Raw genomic sequence first — 17,303 nt, 5'->3', positions numbered from 1 at the left:
AAAAAGGTGTTCTTAGGAATATCGACGAATTAGGAGGATTAGTCATGTTGGAATTTGATACAAATTTGGATTCATTAGCAACTATAAAAGTCATCGGCGTTGGAGGCGGCGGTAACAATGCAGTAAACAGAATGATTGAGCATGGTGTTCAAGGTGTCGAGTTTATTGCTGTTAACACGGATGCTCAGGCGCTGAACTTATCAAAAGCAGAAGTGAAAATGCAAATCGGAGGCAAACTTACAAGGGGACTTGGAGCAGGTGCCAACCCTGAGGTAGGTAAAAAAGCAGCAGAAGAAAGTAAAGAGCAGGTAGAAGAAGCACTGAAAGGTGCTGATATGGTATTCGTCACTGCTGGTATGGGTGGTGGTACAGGAACAGGAGCGGCTCCAGTTATCGCCCAGATTGCACGTGATTTAGGAGCGCTGACTGTTGGTGTTGTAACCCGCCCATTTACTTTTGAAGGCCGCAAGCGTTCCACTCAAGCAGCCGGCGGTATTGCTGCTATGAAGGAAGCGGTTGATACGCTGATCGTCATTCCTAATGACAGACTGTTGGAAATCGTTGATAAAAGCACTCCGATGCTTGAAGCATTCCGCGAAGCGGATAATGTTCTGCGCCAGGGTGTTCAAGGTATTTCCGACTTGATTGCTGTTCCAGGATTAATTAACCTCGACTTTGCAGATGTGAAGACAATCATGTCCAATAAAGGTTCTGCACTAATGGGTATTGGTGTCGCTGCAGGAGAGAACCGTGCAGCAGAAGCGGCGAAAAAGGCGATTTCATCACCATTGCTTGAAACATCAATTGATGGTGCACAAGGCGTCTTAATGAATATTACTGGCGGATCAAATCTAAGCCTATATGAAGTACAGGAAGCAGCTGATATTGTTGCTTCAGCTTCAGATCAGGACGTGAATATGATCTTCGGTTCCGTAATTAATGAAAACCTTAAAGATGAAATTGTTGTAACGGTTATTGCAACTGGATTTAATGAAGAGGTGATCCAGCCTAAGCCTATGAGGCCAACATTCGGACAGCCTAAATCTTCCCCAGGCATGGGAACGTCTATGAAGCGTGAACCAAAGAGAGAGGAAGCTCCGCAAGAACCTGTAAGAAGCAGCCAATCTCAACAGCCGGAAGAAACTTTGGATATCCCGACGTTCTTACGCAACCGTAACCGCAGAAGATAAAATTTGATTGAAAAAACCCCTGTAATCAATTTGATTCCAGGGGTTTTTTAGAATTGTTATTGAAGGTTTTTTACACAGATAAGCATGGCTCTATGAGCCATGCAAAATTATTTTTAAACCATCTGAGTTTCCTTTAGCTGCATAGAAGGTCCAAAGAATTCATATCGGATATTTTCCTTCTGAAAGCCTGCTTCAAGCAATGCCTCGTACATAGCCTGCATAAATGGTACTGGCCCGCACATATAAACCATACTATCTTTATTTGGCACTATGGTGTTTAACCAGTCTGAAGTAATATAGCCTTCTTTGCTGAAGGTCTTTTCGGCTATATCTTGTTCTGTTGGACTTTCATAGCAGAAATATGTTTTTACCAATGAATTCCTTTTTTCAATTTCATGTACTTCTCCTAAAAATGCATGTACATTCCCGTTTAGTGCAGCATGAACAAAAATAGTTTCATGATTTACTCCTGTTGCATCAAGATGACGCAGCATGCTGTGCATTGGTGTAATGCCTGCTCCGCCGCTAAGCAGAACGACAGGATTATTCATTTTATCCAGAACAAATTCTCCGGCAGGAGCACTTATTTCTATATGATCGCCCTCTTTCAGATCATTGTGAAGATAGCTGGAAACCTTTCCGTCCGGTTTTTCAGAATGGCCTTCTTCTTTCTTAACAGAAATTCTGTAATATGACTTTTCCGGAGAGTCAGAAAGGCTGTATTGGCGGATATGTGTATAATCTTCTCCTGGAATATTTAATTTCACACTAATATACTGGCCAGGAAGATAACTGGAAATATTCCCCCTATCGTCAGGTGTAAAATAGAAGGAAGTAATTACATCACTTTCTTTCACCTTTTTTGCAACAGTGAATGTTCTGAAGTCATCCCAGCCTCCTGGCTTATCAGCGGCATCCTCATAAAGGCTCTTTTCTAATCCGATGAATGCATCCGTAATCACACCATAAGCTTTAGTCCATGCACCAATAATTTCTTCAGTAGCAGCCTCTTTCAGCACTTCCTTGATTGCAAGAATTAAATGCTCTCCAACAATCGGATAATGTTCAGGCTTAATGCCTAAGGATCGGTGCTTATGAGCGATTTGTGTGACAACCGGGAGAATAGCTTCCAGGTTATCGATATATTTTGCAGCAGCATATACTGAATTTGCCAGTGCTTTTTGCTGTCGTCCCTGTTTCTGATTAGCATGATTAAAGATGTTCAGCAGTTCAGGGTGATTTGTAAACATTAACTTATAAAAGGTTTTCGTAATATCTTCGCCATGTTTTTCAAGTACAGGTACAGTGCTTTTAATAATTTCAATTGTTTTTGTGTCCAGCATATCAGCAAAACTCCTTTTTATTATTTTCACTGTCATTATAGTTGATATTGAAAATAATAAATGTGATATAAATCACACCCAGTGAAAAATGAAGGAGCATTAAATAGAAAAATAATGACAAAATCCGTTGGGAATAGGGAAAATTTCTATCTTTTTGCATACAGAAAGCGACACACTTCCTTTACTGAAATGCGCTATACTTTTTTCTAACAGAATCATAGCACAATAAATATATGAGAGAATTTGACTGCTAAAGTCAATCTGCCAGATGCTGATTTTGAAGAGGAAGCAAGAAGTATAACTATAATCTTTATAACTGTCTAGCTCTAGCGCCTAACCTCTCGGGGTGTCGGAGGTGCAAGGCGCTTGCGCTTTTCTAAGGGGGAAGATAATTGACAGTCTATTTGGATATTATCTGGGCGCTGAATTTTATGTTTGACAGCCTTCTCCTTTATCTAACAGCCATAATACTAAAAAGGGAAATCAGGCTTTGGAGGATTTTTGCAGGCGGCTTAATAGGATCGATCATCATTTTATTAGTATTTACACCATTTAATGAATTTTCAGGTCACCCAGTCACTAAATTATTATTCTCGGTTGCAATGGTATTGGCTGTTTTTGGCTTTAAGCGTTTGCGTTACTTTCTAAAAGGGCTCATGACTTTTTATTTTGCTACTTTTTTAGTTGGAGGCTCATTAATAGGCATTCATTATTTTATTAATTTTGATTTTCAGCTTTCTTCATCTGTCATGCTCGCCAGTGTTAAAGGCTTTGGTGATCCAATCAGCTGGCTGTTTGTACTTCTTGGGTTTCCTCTTGCCTGGCATTTCTCTAAGAGAAACGTTGAAGGAATTGAGATGACAAAAATACAATATGACTCTTTAATTATGGTGCGTGTTGTTATCAATGAAACAGAATTCCGTTTCAGAGGCCTGATTGACAGCGGCAACCAGTTATACGATCCCATTTCGAAAATGCCAGTGATGTTTATATCCATTAAAGACAGGCTTGACGAGTTCCCGCCTGAAATAATTAAAATGGCAGGGAACCCGGAAGATATCATTATGGGCAGTGATTCAATTGGCGGGAATTGGGAGCATAAAATGAGGGTTATTCCATGTAAGGTTGTTGGACAAGAACACCAGTTGATTATAGGATTCAAGCCTGACCGCATTCTCCTTGAAAAAGAGAATGAAATAATAGAATCAGAGCGAGGATTAGTTTCCTTTTCCATGCAGCAGCTATCTGCGGACGATGCGTTCCAGTGCATTATTCATCCTAAGATGCTTACAGGTACAAGTACAATGAAGCAGGATGCAAAAGTAAGTTAATATACTATACTCTGCAAAAACCTAATTTAGAAGGAGGACAAATCATGAAAAAGTTAAAACTTCGCTTATCCTACTATTGGTATAAATTATTGATTAAGCTGGGGATCAAAACAGATGAAGTATATTATATAGGCGGCAGCGAAGCACTACCTCCTCCACTTAGTAAGGAAGAAGAAGAAATGCTCCTGATCAAGCTTCCGAAAGGAGATAAAGCTGCAAGATCCATTTTAATTGAAAGAAATCTGCGTCTTGTTGTATATATCGCCAGAAAGTTTGAGAATACAGGCATCAATATAGAGGACTTGATCAGCATTGGAACCATTGGGCTTATCAAAGCTGTAAATACGTTTAATCCAGAGAAAAAAATCAAGCTGGCTACATATGCATCCCGCTGTATTGAGAATGAAATTCTAATGTATTTAAGAAGGAACAATAAAATCCGTTCTGAAGTTTCCTTTGATGAACCCCTCAATATTGATTGGGATGGCAATGAACTCCTTCTTTCCGATGTGCTTGGCACTGAGGATGACATCATCACAAAAGACCTTGAAGCAAATGTTGATAAAAAGCTCTTGCTAAAGGCATTGCATCAGCTTTCAGATCGGGAAAAACAGATAATGGAGCTTAGATTTGGCCTTGGATCGGGTGAAGAAAAAACTCAGAAGGACGTGGCAGATATGCTGGGTATTTCTCAGTCCTACATTTCACGTCTGGAAAAACGAATAATAAAAAGATTAAAAAAAGAATTTAATAAGATGGTTTGAAACTTTAAACAGGAATATTTTTTTACAAAATTTTGCAAGGAGAAAACCTAGTGTTTATGATGCTTTGACCGTTTCCCCATCCGGCAGTCAGATTAGCCGGTGCATATTTTTCCTTTCCAAGGAGATACTGTTTTTTGTACAGCAGCTCCTGTGAGGAGGGAAATGGATTGACTCGAAATAAAGTAGAAATTTGCGGTGTTGATACTTCAAAGCTTCCAGTTTTAAAAAACGAAGAAATGAGAGAGCTCTTCAAGCAAATGCATAAGGGGGATATAACCGCACGGGAAAAACTCGTCAACGGCAATTTGCGTCTCGTATTAAGTGTGATTCAGCGTTTTAATAACAGAGGCGAATTTGTTGATGACCTTTTCCAGGTCGGCTGTATCGGTCTAATGAAATCTATTGATAATTTTGATCTAAGTCAAAACGTTAAGTTTTCCACCTATGCAGTTCCGATGATCATTGGGGAAATACGCAGGTATCTGCGTGATAATAACCCGATCCGCGTCTCGCGTTCATTAAGGGACATTGCTTATAAAGCTCTGCAGGTAAGAGAACGTTTAATGAGCAAAACATCCAGAGAGCCTACGGCGGAAGAAATAGCAAAAGAGCTGGATGTGCCTCATGAAGAAATCGTTTTTGCATTAGATGCAATTCAGGATCCTGTCTCCTTATTTGAACCCATTTATAATGATGGCGGAGATCCGATCTATGTGATGGATCAGCTGAGTGATGAACGGAACAAAGATATTCAATGGATTGAAGAGATAGCCTTAAAAGAGGGAATGAGAAGACTGAATGAACGGGAAAAACTGATTCTTAGAAAACGCTTCTTCCAGGGCAAAACTCAAATGGAAGTGGCAGAGGAAATCGGCATTTCCCAGGCTCAAGTTTCAAGGCTTGAAAAAGCGGCAATCAAACAAATGAATAAAAATATTCAAAGCTAGCAGCCAATTTGGCTGCTTTTTATATTTACCAAACATTTTTCCTATAGGGGCAAACATATATTGAATAAGAACATAAATTGGGAGTGAAATGTCGATGGTGAAAATATCTGAATTTCAAATGAAGGATGTTGTAAATGTAGCTGACGGCAAAAAGCTTGGAAATATTGGGGATATAGATATTAATATAAATACAGGAAAAATTGAAGCTGTCATTATCGGGGGAACGGGAAAAGTGTTAGGTTTTTTTGGGAGAGATGCTGATATTGTCATACCGTGGAAAAATATTATAAAAATTGGTGAGGATGTCATACTGGTCCGCTATCAGGATGCGATTGAGCCAAAATATATTGAGGAAGCATAAGAGTTGTTAATGGTGTCATCACTGCCTGCCTTGTGGTAAACTATAGAAAAATAAGATGGGGTTAATCGCATGGAACCATTTTCTTTAAAAACGGAAGAGTATTTTGTCATAAAAGCGTGGGCAGATCGTTTTCCTAATATAACTGCCGGTTTTACAACTAAAAATGGCGGCTGCAGTTGTAATGAATACAAAACGCTTAATGTAGGATTGCACGTAAACGACAGCAATGAAGCAGTCAGCAGAAATCGGCAGCATGTGGCTGACTTGCTTGAGTTTTCTCATGAAAAATGGGTTGGTGCTGAACAAACTCATGAAATCAACATAAAAAAAGTTACCAGAATAGATAAAGGGAAAGGTGCTCTTGTTTACGAGGATTCCTTTCCTGGTACTGACGGGTTTTTCACTTATTCTAAAGGTGTCATGCTGACTCTCTGTTTTGCGGATTGTGTGCCGCTTTACTTTTTGCATGAAAAGACAGGAGCCATAGGCATGGCCCATGCAGGCTGGAAAGGTACTGTCGGGGGGATTGGCAGGAAGATGGCCGAGCTATTTGCCAAAGAAGGCATTGACTTAAGTGAGGTCCAAACCGTGATTGGCCCTTCCATTTGCGGTAATTGTTATATAGTTGATGACCATGTTATTTCAAAAGTGCAAAAAATACTAGAAGATGTCGATATTAAGCCATATAATCAAATTAGTGACAATCAATTCCAGCTTGATTTGAAAGAACTAAACCGGACAATTCTGACAAATGCAGGAATTCCTCATGAAAATATTATGATTACTGATTATTGCACAAGCTGTCATGAAAACTATTTTTTCTCCCACAGAAGAGATAGGGGAAAGACGGGCAGAATGATGAGCTTTATTGGCTGGAAGGAGGAAGTCGGAAGCTAAATGAGAGTAGAAGATAATTTAAAGCAAATTGAGTCAGCTATAAAGGAAGCGTGCATAAAGGCCAACCGTAAGCCAGAAGAAATTACCCTCATTGCTGTTACTAAGTACGTATCAGCCGAACGGGCACAAGAAGCACTTGAAGCAGGAATTGTTCATTTAGGTGAAAATAGGGATGAAGGATTGCTTGCCAAGTGGGATGTGTTAAAGGACAAGCCGACATGGCACTTTATTGGAACGCTGCAAACGCGCAAAGTGAAAAATATAATTGATAAAGTTGATTATATCCATTCACTGGACAGGCTTTCCCTCGCAAAGGAAATCGACAAGCGGGCTGATCGAAAGATAAATTGTTTTGTTCAGGTTAATGTCTCAGGGGAAGAGTCGAAACAGGGAATAAATCCTGAAGAGGTAGCTGACTTTATTTCATGCCTGGCTGATTATAAAAATCTCAATGTTATCGGCCTTATGACAATGGCACCTCTTTCAGATGACGAGGAATTGCTTCGTTCCTGTTTCCGGAAGCTAAAGAACCTGCAAACAAAGGTGAAAGATCTGGGATTTGATTTTGCTCCTTGTACTGAGCTTTCAATGGGCATGTCTAATGATTTTTCCCTGGCAATTGAAGAAGGTGCCACAATGGTGAGGATTGGTACTGCTTTAGTAGGTCAAAAGAGTCAGGAGGTTTGATAAAATGAGTATAAAATCAAAATTTAAAACATTTTTCTTCCTGGATGATGAATATGACTATAAGGAAGAGGAAATCATCGAAGAAGAAAGAGAGCCGGTGAAGCAGGTGCAGAAGCAGCAGCCAGTTCAAAAACAAAACATCGTCAGCCTCCAAAGTGTGCAGAAATCTTCTAAAGTAGTTCTTGTTGAACCGCGTGTTTATGCAGAAGCACAGGATATTGCGGATCAGCTGAAAAACAGAAGAGCTGTTGTTGTCAATCTGCAGAGAATAGAAAAAGATCAGGCAAAGCGGATTGTTGACTTCCTTAGCGGAACCGTTTATGCCATCGGCGGAGATATTCAAAAGATTGGAACTGATATTTTTCTATGTACCCCTGACAATGTTGAGGTATCAGGAAACATCTCTCAGCTGATGAAAGAACAAGAATTAGAAAATACGAGGTGGTAGCATTTAATGGAATTAGTATTTGGGATATTGTCATCTGCAATTTATTATTACTCGTGGGCACTGATTATTTATATTTTGCTGTCCTGGTTCCCTAATGCCAGGGAATCAGCTTTTGGCCAGTTTCTTGCAAGGATTTGTGAACCGTACCTTGAGCCATTCCGCAAAATCATACCTCCGCTTGGAATGATTGATATCTCTCCTATTGTGGCTATCTTAGTTTTGCGATTTGCCACTGGAGGTTTGCAGCAGCTTTTTTATTGGATTTCATAAGACTACAAACAGGGCTATCAAATGGCCCTTTTTTATTTGTGTAAAAAGGAGGTTCCTTAAAGATGACCATTTATCAGCACTTCCGGCCGGAAGAAAAAGAATTTATCGATCAGGTTCTTAACTGGAAAGACCTTGTAGAAAATACATATGCACCAAAGCTTACTGATTTTCTTGACCCAAGGGAGCAGCAAATCCTTAAAAGCGTCATAGGGCAGCATGCCGGAATCTTATTTGCTTTATTTGGCGGAACTCCAAATGCTGAGAGAAAGAGAGCCCTCATATTTCCGGATTACTATGAAAGCGATGAGGGAGATTTTCAAATTCGGCTGTTTGAACTGGAATACCCAAAAAAGTTTGTCACCATAGAACACCCGCAAGTCCTGGGCAGTCTAATGTCTCTAGGGCTAAAAAGAGGGAAATTCGGTGATATCCTTTTTGAAGACGACAGAATCCAGTTTTTTGCAGCACAAGAAATTGAAGATTACATCAGCCTGCAGCTGCAGTCAATTGGCAGAGCTTCCGTGTCCCTGAAAAAACTGCCCTTTTCAGAGGCAATCCAATCAGCAGAAGTGTGGAAAGAAAGCTCCATCACCTCTTCATCCCTGAGATTGGATACAGTCATCTCAGCCATCTACAATATCTCCAGGCAAAAATCCCAGCTCTATATCCAGCAGGGATTAGTCAAAGTCAATTGGACGCAAATAGAAAACCCCTCATTTGAATGCCAGCAAAGCGACATCATCTCAGTCAGGGGTCAAGGCCGTTCCAAAATCATAGATATAGATGGGAAAACAAAGAAGGACAAATGGAGGATTATTGCTGGGAGGCAGAGATAGCCTATATGCGATGTATGGAGCGAGACTACTGGGGTCAGCGCACTCAGGAGGCTGCCGGAAGCCCGCCGGGCTGAGTGCCTGCAGCGGAAGTCAACACTTAAGCAAACAGATAAAATTTTTTATAATCTTGAAGGAATTTGAAACAACCTGTCGAATAAATAATCAAAAGACTACGGAGTCTGCTATAATTAAAATGAACCAGCAGGCTCAAACCAATTTACATAAGATCAACAGACCTGGGAGGTGGCACACATGCCATTAACACCGTTAGATATTCATAACAAGGAATTCAGCAAAGGATTCCGCGGTTATGACGAAGATGAAGTAAACGAATTCCTCGACCAGATCATAAAGGACTACGAAATCCTGATCAGGGAAAAAAAGGAGCTTGAAGAAAAGCTCAATGATACAAACGAACGCATAGGCCACTTTACTACAATTGAAGAAACACTTAATAAATCTATTGTGGTTGCACAGGAAGCAGCAGAGGAAGTAAAGCGCAATGCCCATAAAGAAGCGAAGCTAATCATTAAAGAAGCTGAAAAGAATGCTGACAGAATTGTGAACGAATCCCTGTCTAAAGCGAGAAAAATCGCACTGGATATTGAAGATTTAAAGAAACAGTCCAAAGTATTCCGAACACGTTTCAAGATGCTTGTTGAAGCACAGCTGGATATGCTAAACAACGATGATTGGGATCATTTAATGGAATATAAGCTGGATTCCACTGAACTTAAGTCATTAAGAGAAGAAGAAGAATCACTGGCTTGACGAAAGCTGGAAATATCGCATATAATTTTAAAACAAAGTAAAATACGATGTTTATCAACAATGAGAGGGACAGTACAGTCTTTCAAAGCTTATGTACAGAATGGCATTCTTACTCTGTAAGCGAGCCGGGGATGGTGGAAGCCCGGGTATAAGCAAAAGCTGGAAAATCACCCTTGAGTTCCTTGCCGAACGTATAACCATCAGTAGGCCAAGGCGGTTCATTCACGTTAAGAATTCTTTGAGCGGATGAAACATAATCATTTTTCATCTACAAGGGTGGTACCGCGGGAGAATACAACCTTCTCGTCCCTTTTTGGGATGGGAAGGTTTTTTTGTATTTTACTGTGGTTTTTATCAGCTCTCATTGGCTATCATGGTATTTAATGAGTTATAAACAGGAGGCAAAGGAATGGATTACAAAGATAGTTTATTAATGCCAAAAACCGAATTCCCAATGCGCGGCAATCTTCCAAAGCGCGAACCAGAAATTCAGGCAAAATGGGAAGAGATGAATATTTATGAGAAGGTCCAGGAACGGACCAAAGGCCGTCCAATGTTTGTTCTGCATGATGGTCCTCCATATGCGAATGGCGACATCCACATCGGCCATGCGCTGAATAAAATCTTAAAGGATTTCATCGTACGCTCTAAGTCAATGACTGGCTATAATGCTCCATATGTTCCTGGCTGGGATACACATGGTTTGCCAATTGAGCAGGCCTTGACAAACAAAGGCGTAAAGCGTAAAGAAATGAGTATTGCTGAGTTCCGCAAGCTTTGTGAAGAGTATGCATACGAGCAGATTGACAGCCAGCGCGGTCAATTTAAGCGCTTAGGCGTCCGCGGTGACTGGGAGAATCCATACATCACTCTAAAGCCTGAGTACGAAGCCCAGCAAATAAAAGTATTTGGGGAAATGGCGAAAAAAGGCTATATCTACAAAGGTAAAAAGCCTGTATATTGGTCACCATCATCTGAATCAGCTCTGGCTGAAGCTGAAATTGAGTATAAAGATAAGCGTTCACCGTCCATCTATGTTGCTTTTAAAGTAAAAGATGGCAAGAACGTATTAGATCAGGACACTCATATTGTCATCTGGACTACTACTCCATGGACTATTCCGGCAAACCTTGGAATTTCAATTCATCCGGACCTTACCTATAGTGTAGTTGAGGCAAACAGCAAAAAGTTTATGGTTGCTGAAGATTTACTGGCTTCAGTGGCTAAAGAATTTGAATGGGAAGACTATAAAGTTGTCCAATCAGTAAAAGGGACCGACCTCGAAAATGTAGTTGCCGAGCATCCCCTTTATGGCCGTGATTCCCTTGTCATGCTGGGTGAGCATGTTACAACTGATGCTGGTACTGGGTGTGTTCACACTGCTCCTGGCCATGGGGAAGACGATTTCCATGTAGGCATGAAATACGGGTTAGACGTATTATGCCCGGTTGATGATAAAGGAAACATGACTAGTGAAGCTCCTGGCTTTGAAGGTTTATTCTATGATGCAGCCAATAAGCCGATTACTGAAAAACTTGAGGAAGCCGGGGCTTTATTAAAACTTACTTTTATTACTCACTCTTATCCGCATGACTGGAGAACGAAAAAACCAGTTATTTTCCGTGCTACTGCCCAATGGTTTGCATCCATTAAAGATTTCCGCAATGAACTTCTGGAAGCTGTTAAGGAAACAAATTGGTATCCTGCATGGGGCGAGACAAGACTATTTAACATGGTCAGGGACCGCGGTGATTGGTGCATCTCCCGACAGCGTGTATGGGGCGTGCCAATTCCTGTCTTTTATGCGGAAAATGGAGAAGAAATTATCACAGATGAAACAATTGAACATGTGTCTAATCTTTTCCGTGAACATGGTTCGAACATCTGGTTCGAGAGAGAAGCGAAAGAACTGCTGCCTGAAGGATTTACACATCCAGGAAGCCCGAATGGCCAGTTTACAAAAGAAACGGATATCATGGACGTGTGGTTTGATTCCGGTTCTTCCCATCAGGCAGTTCTTTTAGAGCGCGACGATTTACAGCGTCCTGCAGATTTATACCTTGAAGGCTCTGATCAATACCGAGGCTGGTTTAACTCTTCACTTTCAACTGCTGTAGCAGTAACAGGCAAAGCTCCTTATAAAGGTGTCCTGAGCCACGGGTTCACACTTGATGGCGAAGGAAGAAAAATGAGTAAATCCATCGGAAACGTAGTTGTTCCGGCAAAAGTCATGAATCAGCTTGGTGCTGACATTCTGCGTTTATGGGTGGCGTCAGTTGATTATCAGGCAGATGTCCGGGTATCTGATGCTATTCTGAAGCAGGTTGCAGAAGTATATAGAAAGATCCGCAATACGTTCCGCTTCTTGCTTGGAAATCTGGATGATTTTAACCCGGCAACAGACTCGGTTTCATTTGAAAACCTGCGTGAAGTTGACCAGTTTATGCTTGTTAAGCTGAATAAACTGATCAAGAATGTTCGCGAGTCTTATGACCGCTATGAATTTGCCAGCATCTACCATGCTGTCAATAATTTCTGTACATTGGATCTAAGTGCATTCTATCTTGATTTTGCTAAAGATGTCCTATACATTGAAGCGAAAGATAATGCAGAACGCCGTGCTATCCAAACTGTTTTATATGAGAGCCTTATTGCTTTGACAAAACTTGTTGCACCTATCCTTTCCCATACTTCAGATGAAGTTTGGAGCTTTATTCCGAATGTGAAGGAAGTAAGTGTACAATTGACGGATATGCCTGAATATCAAGAGCTTCCGAACGCGAAACAGCTGGAAGAAAAGTGGACTGCATTTATGAAGCTTCGCAATGATGTTCTTAAAGCATTGGAGGAAGCGCGTAATGAAAAGGTGATCGGCAAATCTCTGACTGCTAAAGTGACACTTTATGTAAATGATCAAGCAAAGAGCCTGCTGGATTCAATTCAGGAAAATCTTCAGCAAATCTTTATCGTTTCTGGATTTGAGGTTGCAGGCAGCCTGTCAGATGCACCTGAAAATGCCGTGAAATTTGAAAATACTGCAATTGTGGTTTCCAAAGCAGAAGGCGAAACATGTGATCGCTGCTGGACAGTTACTCCAGAAGTCGGCCAGACAGAAGGCTATGACACTCTTTGCCCCCGCTGTGCTGAGGTTGTAAAGAATAATTATAGCCACTTGGCTTAAATACCTGCAGTCCCTCAAATATTTGGGGGACTGTTTTTTTTGATAAATGACGTTCTTTTTTATCCTAAGGCGAATGCGAAATCCATTTTATAAATAATTCCACCTTCACTAAATGTTGTGCCGTTTGCTAAAAGTTTGCCCGTGTCTGAAATCCGATCCGAGAAGATAATAAAGTAAACATCATAGAACGGAGGAAACGGCATGGATGCAAAGGCAGAAGGGCTATATACAGAACTCCGTAATACAAGACAGGAAATATTGGAAAGACTAATGGAAGGCAATAGTTCCGCTTTGATAAAACCTATTTTATTGGAAGAACTGCATGATATCGAGCAAACACTCAGCAAAATTGAAACTGGAAGCTTTGGCATATGTGAAATTTCAGGTGAGCTGCTCCCGTCAGATTTGCTTCATATGATCCCTACTTTAAAAACAATGGAGGATTGCAGCAGGCTTGGGAAATTCTACAGAAAATCTATTTTCCACTGAGTTTAGGCGCGTGCTGTGTTTTTTATTCAGTTTGTGCTAAAATGCAAAGGTAATGATATGAGATTTGGGGGTTGCCTTTGTGTTTTATTACATAATTGCATTGTTCGTGATAGCACTTGATCAGTTTACGAAATGGCTGATTGTTAAGAACTTTGAATTAGGGGAAAGTGTTAAAGTTATTGAGGACTTTCTTTATATTACATCGCACCGCAACCGTGGCGCTGCCTGGGGCATCCTGCAGGGGCAAATGTGGTTTTTCTACGTAATAACCGTTATTGTCATAATTGGTATCATTTATTACATTCAAAAAGCAGCCAAAGGCAAATTGCTTCTTGGAGTCTCTTTGGGCCTGATGCTGGGCGGAGCGATTGGAAACTTTATTGACAGGGTATTTCGAAAAGAAGTGGTGGATTTTGTAAACACTTATATTTTTGGCTATGACTTTCCCGTTTTCAATATTGCTGACTCGGCACTGGTCATTGGTGTAGGATTATTGATGATTCAGATGCTGCTTGAAGAGAGAGAAGCAAAGAAAAAGGAGAAATCTTATGGAGAAAATGGAACACATCATTCCTGATGAACAGGCAGGAGAAAGAATAGATAAAGTGTTATCCACACTGAATGCGGATTGGTCAAGAACGCAGGTTCAGCAATGGATCAAAGACGGCAATGTCCTTGTAAATGGGCAGAAGCCGAAAACCAATTACAAATGTACGGCAAATGATAAAATTGAAATATCAATTCCTGAACCTGAGGAATTAGATGTCGTGCCGGAAAAAATGGATCTGGATATTTATTATGAAGATAAAGATGTCCTGGTGGTAAACAAACCAAAAGGAATGGTGGTCCATCCGGCAGCCGGGCATGGTACTGGCACTCTTGTTAATGGACTTATGGCACATTGCACAGATCTTTCAGGAATTAATGGGGTTATGAGGCCAGGAATCGTTCATAGAATCGATAAAGATACATCAGGACTTCTTATGGTTGCTAAGAATGATATGGCACATGAAAGTCTTGTGAACCAGCTGATGAATAAAACGGTTACACGTAAGTACCGTGCCGTTGTTCATGGAGTTATTCCCCATGATTATGGTACGATTGATGCGCCTATTGCCCGCGATCCCAAAGACCGTCAAAGCATGACCGTTGTTGACAATGGAAAACATGCGGTTACTCATTTTCAGGTCCTGGAGCGTTTCAGGGATTTCACACTGGTGGAATGCCAGCTGGAAACGGGAAGAACTCATCAAATCCGTGTTCATATGAAATATATTGGCTATCCTCTGGCAGGAGATCCTAAATACGGTCCAAGAAAGACTCTTGATATTGGCGGACAGGCACTGCATGCAGGTGTTCTTGGATTTGAACATCCAAGAACAGGAGAGTACCTGGAATTTGAGGCATCTATACCTGCTTATTTCGAGGAGCTATTAGATAAACTGGCAAATAATCGTTGACAATTGTCTAATTGTGCTTTAAGATGACAATAGTTGAATAAGTCCTTTAAAACAGTCCCGTGAGGCTGGGAAGGAAACGGATTGAATAAGGAAATTTGTATCCCTTATTCTGCAGCATCAGAATCGTTTACCCTCTCGCCCGATCGGTGAGAGGGTTTTTTTATATATAACATTAACAGAAGAGAATCAGATAATAGAGGTGAGTCAGAATGCCGCAGCAAAAAGCAATTGTTTTGGATGACCAGGCAATCAGGAGAGCGCTGACAAGGATAGCTCATGAAATCATAGAGAAAAATAAAGGGATCGAACATTGCATCCTGATTGGAATCCGCACAAGGGGGATTTACCTGGCGAACCGCCTGGCCGAGCGGATCGAACAAATAGAAGGTGCCAAAATTGATGTAGGCGAACTTGATATCACTCTCTATAGAGATGATCTTACAAAAAAGACTGATAATCAGGAGCCGCTAGTCAAAGGCTCAGATGTTCCAAAAGATATAAATGATCAGAAAGTGATCTTGGTCGATGATGTTCTTTATACAGGAAGAACGGTCAGAGCCGCTCTTGATGCGCTGATTGACATCGGAAGGCCATCGCAGATTCAGCTGGCAGTACTCGTGGACCGGGGCCATAGAGAGCTTCCGATAAGAGCTGATTATGTAGGAAAAAACATTCCAACCTCCAGTTCGGAGAAAATTGTTGTTGAGCTGAAGGAAGTGGATGAAAACGATCAAGTAAGCATTTTTGAAAATTAAATAGCCCTTTTAAATGCAGTCCAGAGAGGCTGGCAAAGGGGAACTCAGCAGAAGCAGTCTGTCTTTTGCTGTGCTCTTTTACCCTCTTTGCGGATCTGGCAAGGAGGGTTTTTTAATAAAATGAAGAGGAGAGATTGGGATGCATAAGCCTATTCTAGATATAAAAGATGTTCCAAAACCAGCCCATTGGCTGACATTAAGTTTACAGCACTTATTCGCAATGTTTGGAGCCACTATACTTGTACCTTTCTTAGTAGGATTAAATCCTGCCATAGCTTTAATCTCAAGCGGACTGGCAACAATCGCTTTCCTCATCATAACAAAATGGCAGGTACCGGCATACTTAGGGTCATCTTTCGCTTTCATTGCTCCGATCATCGCAGCAAAAGCAGCTGGCGGACCAGGTGCTGCCATGATCGGAAGCTTTATGGCAGGACTAGTATATGGAGCCGTAGCATTAATCATCAAAAAAGCTGGCTACCGCTGGATTATGAATCTGCTTCCACCCATCGTGGTCGGCCCGGTTATCATCGTAATCGGTTTGGCATTAGCAGGCACAGCAGTCGGTATGGCCATGAACAACCCTGAAACGGGTGAATACAGCATGCTGCATTTTTCAGCGGCGCTCATCACTTTAGGTGCAACAATTATCTTCTCCATCTATGCAAAAGGAATGCTCAGCATGGTGCCGATTCTTGCAGGTATCATCATCGGGTATGTTTACTCACTGGCTGTGGGCCTTATAGACTTCTCACTTGTACAGCAGGCAGCCTGGTTCGAAATGCCGGAGTTCATAATTCCGTTCGCTGATTATGAAGTGAGGATAACCCTGGATCTGGCACTTCTAATGATTCCGGTGGCTGTTGTGACAATCTCTGAACATATCGGGCATCAGCTTGTCCTTGGAAAAGTAGTTGGGAGAGACTATATTAAAGAACCGGGTCTTCACCGCTCCATCCTTGCTGATGGAACAGGAACAATGATCTCGGCATTAATCGGGGGTCCGCCAAAGACAACTTACGGTGAAAACATTGGCGTACTGGCCATCACAAAAATATACAGTGTCTATGTACTGGCAGGTGCTGCAGTCATCGCCATCATCTTCGGATTCATTGGCAAGGTAACAGCACTGATCAGCTCGATCCCTACTCCAGTAATGGGCGGCGTGTCGATCCTGCTGTTCGGGATCATCGCTTCATCAGGATTAAGAATGCTTGTTGACAGCAAGGTGGATTTTGGAAACAACCGTAACCTGGTTATCGCATCCGTCATCCTTGTACTCGGAATTGGCGGAGCCCATATCGAAATTTGGGCATTCAAACTGGAAGGAATGGCTCTGGCAGCGATCAGCGGCGTTCTCCTGAACCTGATTCTCCCTGGAAGAGAAGAGGCTAAGGAAGATATGTTTGAAGCTGAAAATGAAAAAAAAAATAATGTAGCTTAACGCTTTTTAACTAAGTCCCGAGAGGCTTATAAGGGTGTTGGCGGCAAACCTGCTATACGGGGATCAGTGTATCCGTATATCTGGCTGCCTCAACTTTGCAGCACCCTGACCAAATCGGCAGGGTGCTTT

General features: G+C 41.4%; 18 protein-coding genes and 1 other annotated feature. Of the genes, 17 read left to right on the top strand and 1 reads right to left on the bottom strand.

Features of this window, described 5'->3' with window-relative positions; all coding sequences use genetic code 11:
• Positions 1-44: 44 nt before the first annotated feature.
• The gene (ftsZ, locus tag MKY20_RS21585) at positions 45-1,190 is read left to right on the top strand and encodes a cell division protein FtsZ (RefSeq protein ID WP_009330863.1); all 1,146 of its coding nucleotides are present in this window, start codon (positions 45-47) and stop codon (positions 1,188-1,190) included.
• 113 nt (positions 1,191-1,303) lie between these two features.
• On the opposite strand, the gene hmpA is transcribed toward ftsZ, so the two are convergent.
• Complete coding sequence (gene hmpA, locus MKY20_RS21580; RefSeq protein WP_251175667.1) at positions 1,304-2,533, bottom strand: NO-inducible flavohemoprotein; 1,230 nt, start codon at positions 2,531-2,533, stop codon at positions 1,304-1,306.
• A gap of 392 nt (positions 2,534-2,925) precedes the next feature.
• Here hmpA and spoIIGA point away from each other — a divergent pair, with 392 nt between their 5' ends.
• From spoIIGA to MKY20_RS21500, 16 genes are all read left to right on the top strand, one after another.
• Positions 2,926-3,864 (top strand): sigma-E processing peptidase SpoIIGA, encoded by a 939-nt coding sequence (gene spoIIGA, locus MKY20_RS21575; protein WP_251175668.1) that lies wholly within the window; start codon positions 2,926-2,928, stop codon positions 3,862-3,864.
• A gap of 44 nt (positions 3,865-3,908) precedes the next feature.
• A complete protein-coding gene (sigE, locus tag MKY20_RS21570) occupies positions 3,909-4,628 on the top strand; it encodes an RNA polymerase sporulation sigma factor SigE (RefSeq protein ID WP_009330857.1) in 720 nt (239 codons plus the stop codon).
• Positions 4,629-4,795: 167 nt separating this feature from the next.
• Complete coding sequence (sigG, locus tag MKY20_RS21565; RefSeq protein ID WP_026041699.1) at positions 4,796-5,575, top strand: RNA polymerase sporulation sigma factor SigG; 780 nt, start codon at positions 4,796-4,798, stop codon at positions 5,573-5,575.
• 94 nt (positions 5,576-5,669) lie between these two features.
• Positions 5,670-5,936, top strand: coding sequence for a YlmC/YmxH family sporulation protein (locus MKY20_RS21560; RefSeq protein ID WP_251175154.1), 267 nt, complete (start codon positions 5,670-5,672; stop codon positions 5,934-5,936).
• Positions 5,937-6,005: 69 nt separating this feature from the next.
• Positions 6,006-6,833: a peptidoglycan editing factor PgeF gene (gene pgeF / locus MKY20_RS21555; RefSeq protein ID WP_251175155.1), complete on the top strand. Its 828-nt coding sequence runs from the start codon at positions 6,006-6,008 to the stop codon at positions 6,831-6,833.
• Positions 6,834-7,520 carry a YggS family pyridoxal phosphate-dependent enzyme gene (locus tag MKY20_RS21550; protein ID WP_217025465.1) on the top strand — a complete coding sequence of 229 codons (687 nt, stop codon included), beginning with the start codon at positions 6,834-6,836 and terminating at the stop codon, positions 7,518-7,520.
• A 4-nt stretch (positions 7,521-7,524) separates the two neighbouring features.
• Positions 7,525-7,968, top strand: a complete 444-nt coding sequence (locus MKY20_RS21545) for a cell division protein SepF (protein WP_009330849.1) — start codon at positions 7,525-7,527, stop codon at positions 7,966-7,968.
• Positions 7,969-7,974: 6 nt separating this feature from the next.
• Positions 7,975-8,238, top strand: a complete 264-nt coding sequence (locus MKY20_RS21540; RefSeq protein WP_009330847.1) for a YggT family protein — start codon at positions 7,975-7,977, stop codon at positions 8,236-8,238.
• 62 nt (positions 8,239-8,300) lie between these two features.
• On the top strand, positions 8,301-9,074 hold the full coding sequence (locus tag MKY20_RS21535) for a YlmH family RNA-binding protein (protein WP_009330844.1): 774 nt from the start codon (positions 8,301-8,303) through the stop codon (positions 9,072-9,074).
• 252 nt (positions 9,075-9,326) lie between these two features.
• Positions 9,327-9,845, top strand: a complete 519-nt coding sequence (locus MKY20_RS21530; protein WP_009330841.1) for a DivIVA domain-containing protein — start codon at positions 9,327-9,329, stop codon at positions 9,843-9,845.
• Positions 9,846-9,896: 51 nt separating this feature from the next.
• Positions 9,897-10,159, top strand: a binding site (T-box leader).
• A gap of 95 nt (positions 10,160-10,254) precedes the next feature.
• Positions 10,255-13,026, top strand: coding sequence for an isoleucine--tRNA ligase (gene ileS, locus MKY20_RS21525; RefSeq protein WP_009330839.1), 2,772 nt, complete (start codon positions 10,255-10,257; stop codon positions 13,024-13,026).
• Between the two features lie 201 nt (positions 13,027-13,227).
• On the top strand, positions 13,228-13,515 hold the full coding sequence (locus MKY20_RS21520) for a hypothetical protein (protein ID WP_009330838.1): 288 nt from the start codon (positions 13,228-13,230) through the stop codon (positions 13,513-13,515).
• A 79-nt stretch (positions 13,516-13,594) separates the two neighbouring features.
• A complete protein-coding gene (gene lspA / locus MKY20_RS21515; protein WP_009330836.1) occupies positions 13,595-14,092 on the top strand; it encodes a signal peptidase II in 498 nt (165 codons plus the stop codon).
• Positions 14,064-14,975 (top strand): RluA family pseudouridine synthase, encoded by a 912-nt coding sequence (locus MKY20_RS21510; RefSeq protein ID WP_019381722.1) that lies wholly within the window; start codon positions 14,064-14,066, stop codon positions 14,973-14,975. The genes lspA and MKY20_RS21510 overlap by 29 nt, the downstream gene beginning before the upstream one ends.
• A 209-nt stretch (positions 14,976-15,184) precedes the next feature.
• Entirely contained in the window at positions 15,185-15,730 is a 546-nt protein-coding gene (pyrR, locus tag MKY20_RS21505; RefSeq protein ID WP_009330834.1) for a bifunctional pyr operon transcriptional regulator/uracil phosphoribosyltransferase PyrR, read from the top strand.
• Positions 15,731-15,869: 139 nt separating this feature from the next.
• Entirely contained in the window at positions 15,870-17,174 is a 1,305-nt protein-coding gene (locus MKY20_RS21500) for a solute carrier family 23 protein (RefSeq protein ID WP_009330833.1), read from the top strand.
• The last annotated feature ends 129 nt before the right edge of the window (positions 17,175-17,303 follow it).

The organism is Cytobacillus sp. FSL W8-0315 (assembly GCF_038002905.1).
Classification (GTDB): domain Bacteria; phylum Bacillota; class Bacilli; order Bacillales; family Cytobacillaceae; genus Cytobacillus; species Cytobacillus pseudoceanisediminis.
Note: the sequence above shows the minus strand (reverse complement) of the source record. Positions and strands in the feature narration are given on the sequence as shown.